Annotated in this window: 3 protein-coding genes; 1 reads left to right on the plus strand and 2 read right to left on the minus strand. The window is 47.6% G+C overall.

Annotation, left to right across the window (positions count from 1 at the left end; translation table 11 throughout):
* Positions 1-265: 265 nt before the first annotated feature.
* Positions 266-1384 (minus strand): precorrin-8X methylmutase, encoded by a 1119-nt coding sequence (locus ACEW9I_RS09915; protein ID WP_373540182.1) that lies wholly within the window; start codon positions 1382-1384, stop codon positions 266-268.
* 81 nt (positions 1385-1465) lie between these two features.
* On the opposite strand from ACEW9I_RS09915, the gene ACEW9I_RS09920 reads away from it, so the two are divergent.
* Positions 1466-3415, plus strand: coding sequence for a heavy metal translocating P-type ATPase (locus ACEW9I_RS09920; protein WP_373540183.1), 1950 nt, complete (start codon positions 1466-1468; stop codon positions 3413-3415).
* 12 nt (positions 3416-3427) lie between these two features.
* On the opposite strand, the gene ACEW9I_RS09925 is transcribed toward ACEW9I_RS09920, so the two are convergent.
* Positions 3428-4576 (minus strand): PepSY-associated TM helix domain-containing protein, encoded by a 1149-nt coding sequence (locus ACEW9I_RS09925; RefSeq protein ID WP_373540184.1) that lies wholly within the window; start codon positions 4574-4576, stop codon positions 3428-3430.
* Between the last annotated feature and the right edge of the window lie 232 nt (positions 4577-4808).

A 4808-nucleotide genomic window follows, 5' to 3' on the forward strand; every position in this document is an offset into this window, starting at 1 on the left:
TTCAACTTGTCTGTACATATTTACCTCTCTTGGTGACTGGGTTTCAACTGATTTTAGCTGATTTCCTTGGATCTGAGTAGCTAAATTAATCGCTGTCACTGCCTCTGAGTCTACATTTTAGCCTTTACTCAGCAAGCCCTATTTATCATGGGTGGTTTGGCAGCATTACGAGTCGGCCCCGCAGCACGGAATTTGTCAGGGGCGAGGGCTGCTAGCGATCGAATTGTGCCAGCTTTGACTAAATCTACTATTGGCAACTAATTTATCATTCATCGTTCTGTTTGAGATGACAGTGACAATCTGGTTTTTCTAATAGAGATGCAATTAAAGCATTTGCCGCCACTGCTGCTAATAATCCACCGCCCATCGAGCCTTGAATGGTGATATACGCTACCCCAGCAGCCATTAGTCGCCGTTTAGCAGCGGGGGCATGACTAAATCCGATCGGCATTCCAATTACCAGCGCAGGTTTAATCTGTCCCCGCTCGAGCGCACTACACACAGCCATCAGTACCGAAGGCGCATAGCCAATAATTAGGATCGAACGAGCTGGAATTTGGTGGAGACGATTTAGCCACTCTTTATCTTGCCAAAATGCTTGCTCCGCTTCTACTACACCCGTGATGTGCGGATCGTCGATCAGCGTCTCAACCTGACAATTTAAATGAGCCAAACGGGTCCGATCGAGTGTAGCAGTCACAGCAGGTATATCGCCCACAATCCGACAGCCATTGCTCAGAGCCTCACGCGCTGCGGCGATCGCATCTCCACTCAGTCGGACAAAATTAACCAAGCTCACATCACCGCAGGCTAGCACCAGTTGAGAGAGCAAGTCTATTTCAATCTCCGATCGACTCGAAAGGTCTGGCAGTAGGTATTGTAGCGATTCCTTGAAAGCTTCGGGGTGACAATCGATCGCTCCATCTAGGTGATGCCAAAGTCCTTCGAGTTCCCCCAGTCGATCTTGACTTTCCACTTCGAGGAGTTTCAACTGCGCGATTGCTTCCGCTTGGACGATTTGACAATCGCCATCTCGCCCTAATATTCCCTCTAACGCCGATGCAGTATGCCGCAGCCGCGCTAATTGTTGAATGACGGACTGGTATTGCTGCTGCAACTGAGCCATCAGGCTGGGACTGAGATCGATGCCCGAATCGCTGGTGAGTAGCTGCTGGATGTGAGACAACTGAAAACCCTGCTGTTTGAGGGCGACAATCCGCTGTAGCTGTTGAATATTTTGGGGGGTATAAAGTCGGTAATTGCCGATGGATCGCTGGGCTGGAGGCAATAAGCCCAATGTGTGATAATGTCGCACCATTCTGGGCGTGATATCTCCGCCCACTGCATCTGTTAGTTCCTTGATTGTTAAATATTGAGCATCCATATTTTACAAATCTAGATTTGTACCTTGACATTAACATCAATGTCAAGGTGTAGGGTATGAAGACGATCTATTTTTGCGATTATGTCTTCCCGTTCCCTGTCTAGATCCCGTTGGCGATTGCTATTTGAAGAACACCCAGATGCGATCGCGGCTGGAGTTTGCGCTGTGCTGGTGTTAATTGGTTGGCTGAGTCTAGATCGCGGGTGGCTGGGCGTTAGTTTGCTCATTCTAACCGCTGCGTATGCGATCGGGGGATATGAAAGCACCCGTGAAGGATTGAATACCCTCTGGCGAGAAAAAGAACTGGATGTGGATTTATTGATGATTGTGGCAGCATTGGGAGCCGCAATTTTAGGATTATGGCGCAAAGAGTACTACTTCATCATCGATGGAGCGATGTTAATCCTAATTTTTGCCATCAGTGGCGTGCTAGAAGGCTACGCGATGAGCCGCACCGAGCGGAGTATTCAGGGGTTGATGAGCCTCACTTCCGATACCGCCCGTAAGCTCGTGGATGGGCAAGAACAAATGGTAGCGGTGGCTGAGTTGCAAATCGGCGATCGCGTCTTGGTGAAGCCAGGGGAATTGGTACCGACGGATGGGATTGTCACGGAGGGGTTTAGCGAACTCAATCAAGCTCCAATTACAGGCGAATCGATGCCTGTTGAAAAAACAGTAGGCGATGAGGTGTTTGCAGGGACGATTAATGGTAACGGTGCGTTGAAACTCCAGATTCACCAACCGCCAGAGAGTAGTCTGATTCAGCGGGTAATTCGGCTGGTAGAACAGGCGCAGACAGAAACTCCACCTTCCCAACAGTTCATCGAACGGTTTGAGCGTGGCTATGCCAAAGCGATCGTGATAATTGGCATGATGTTGAGTACTTTACCCCCATTCCTACTCGGTTGGACTTGGGAAGATACGGTTTATCGCGCTCTAATTTTTCTGGTAGTAGCTTCGCCCTGTGCATTAATGGCAGCAACAATGCCAGCCCTGTTGTCGGGCATCGCCAATGGGGCACGACATGGGATTTTGTTCAAGAATGCCGCGCAGTTAGAAGCGATCGGACAAATTAACGCGATCGCCTTTGACAAGACTGGAACCCTGACGACAGGCAAACCTCAAGTCGTCCGAGTCATGGCGGTTGACAAATCTTCAGACAAATTACTCCAAGTGGCGGCTGCTTTAGAAAGTTTGTCCGAGCATCCGATCGGGGATGCGATCGTTCATGCGGCTCAAAAACAAGGCTGGGAATGGACTGAAGCTGTCAATGTTCGAGCGCAGACTGGACAGGGGATTACGGGAATAGTCGAGGGGAAAATAGCGGTAGTCGGTAACGCCGCCTTTGTTCGATCGCAAGTAGATAGTTGTCCTGATTCTCTGATTGAGCAGAGCCAAAAGTGGGAGGAAGAGGGGAAAACTGTTGTTTGGGTTGCTCATGCCGTTGGCGTAGCCTCTCAGAATGAGAATCGTATCCTCGGAATTATCGCAGTTGCCGATACTGTCAGAGCCACCGCCGCTCGATCGATCGTTCAGTTGAAACGGCTAGGGATCGAGCAAATTGTGATGTTGACAGGCGATAACGAGCGTACTGCTGAGAGTATTGGGTGGGAACTGGGGATCGATCGAGTCTACGCCCAACTGCTACCTGAAGCTAAACTTGGGGTAATTCGTCAACTCCAGCAACAATACCCCTCAGTGGCGATGGTTGGCGATGGGATTAATGATGCTCCCGCTCTGGCTCAGGCATCTGTAGGCATTGCAATGGGAACGGCGGGGAGTGACGTGGCACTAGAAACAGCGGATGTGATATTAATGGCCGATCGGTTGGAAAAACTAGAGTATGCCATTCGGCTCAGTCGTCGCTCTGGGCGGATTGTCAAGCAAAATATTGTGTTTGCCCTCAGTTTTATTGTCATATTGCTAATCGCCAATTTTACTGGCAATATGACCCTACCGTTGGGTGTGCTGGGGCATGAAGGGTCTACTGTGCTAGTGATTTTAAGTGGGTTACGATTGTTGAAAGATTGAACTATTTCTAACTTAATCTATGTTATCGTTTAGACTATCCATCGCGCGATCTCTAACTGGCTGTTTGCGTTTACGATTCCACAAGCGCAGTTTGAACATCTTGGCACCAGTAATAAATAGTACCAACGGCGATAAACCCACAAACACATATAAAATTCTTGTCGGGACACCGCCAAAACTTCCATAGTGTAACGGCGCAAAAGAATTTAGTACCTTTTCCGCACGAGTCGGTTTAAACGCATCTTGAATCTGTAATACCTCACCTGAAAATTGGTCGAATTTAATTTGAGTTTGCCCATACTTTAGCGACTCGCCCAGTTGCTTTTTCCCGATCGTAAGTACACCCTCTTTATCTGATGGTAATACGAGATAAGTAGTAGAACTTTGCGGAAATAAAGCATCAGCTTTTTTGGTAAGTTCCGATATATTTATCGGAGATCGATCTCCAATCGGTCTAGATTTAACTTCGGGTAATATCGGTGTAAATGTCACTGCATGAATAACTGGTGTGGATTGAGCAGAGAAATTCCAACCAAATCCGGTTAGTGATAACACTGTCAAGAAAGCTACAGACAGGATACCAGCAGTTTTATGGATGTCAAAATTGAGCCGCATCGCGCTGGCATTCCATTTGATTTTGAAGCCCAGCCACAGATTTCGCCAACCATTCCAGAGCATCAATCCAGTGATGGAGAGCATAAACATCAAGAAAGCGGCAATACCGACAATTATCGTGCCGACATCGCCAACGAGGAATTGATAATGAAGTTTGAGAATCGTACCAAAGATCGACTTATCCCAAACATAATCACCCATAAAACGGCTGGTATAGGGATTGACGAGGGCTACGGTAGATTCTTTAGTTGGGGTGGTCAACCAAGCCTTATAGGGTCGATCTGGAAGAGTTTCGACCCATGATATTTTCCAGTCGGGGCGGTCTTTGTAATGGTCTTTGACTATCTCGATCGCTCGATCGGATGATATCTTTTCTCCTTGAGGAATTACTGTCCCAAATTGTCGATCGATCCGATAGTTATCCATCTCTGGATAGAAGACCAAAATGGAGCCAGTTAAGCCGACAATAATTAAAATCATTGCGACGGCTAGACCGATGTAACGGTGGGCTTGGAAGGCAATATTGCGGAGTTTGCGGGCGTTCATTCTGGTCTTATATCCTAATTAAAATTTCCAACCAACATTTGCTTGGACTGAAAAAGGTGCGCCTGGATCGACCAATGTTCCAGATCCATAACTAGGGCTTGCTGAAGAAGACTAGAACCCGCGAAGGGAGACGAATTCAATCGATAACGGGAAGAGCGAAGTCCCAGAAAATTAGCTAAGATCGGTCTAAAGCCTAGTCCAAGGTGTTAATACTCATGTACCGACAAGTTGA

The sequence above is a fragment of the Chamaesiphon sp. genome (genome assembly GCF_041738855.1).
In the GTDB taxonomy this organism is placed as follows: Bacteria; Cyanobacteriota; Cyanobacteriia; order Cyanobacteriales; family Chamaesiphonaceae; genus Chamaesiphon.

What these genes read in the sequence shown, in the direction of transcription:
- ACEW9I_RS09920 (WP_373540183.1), top strand. Translation starts at nt 1,466, where the DNA reads ATGTCTTCCCGTTCCCTGTCTAGATCCCGTTGGCGATTGCTATTTGAA.
- ACEW9I_RS09915 (WP_373540182.1), bottom strand. Translation starts at nt 1,384, where the DNA reads ATGGATGCTCAATATTTAACAATCAAGGAACTAACAGATGCAGTGGGC.
- ACEW9I_RS09925 (WP_373540184.1), bottom strand. Translation starts at nt 4,576, where the DNA reads ATGAACGCCCGCAAACTCCGCAATATTGCCTTCCAAGCCCACCGTTAC.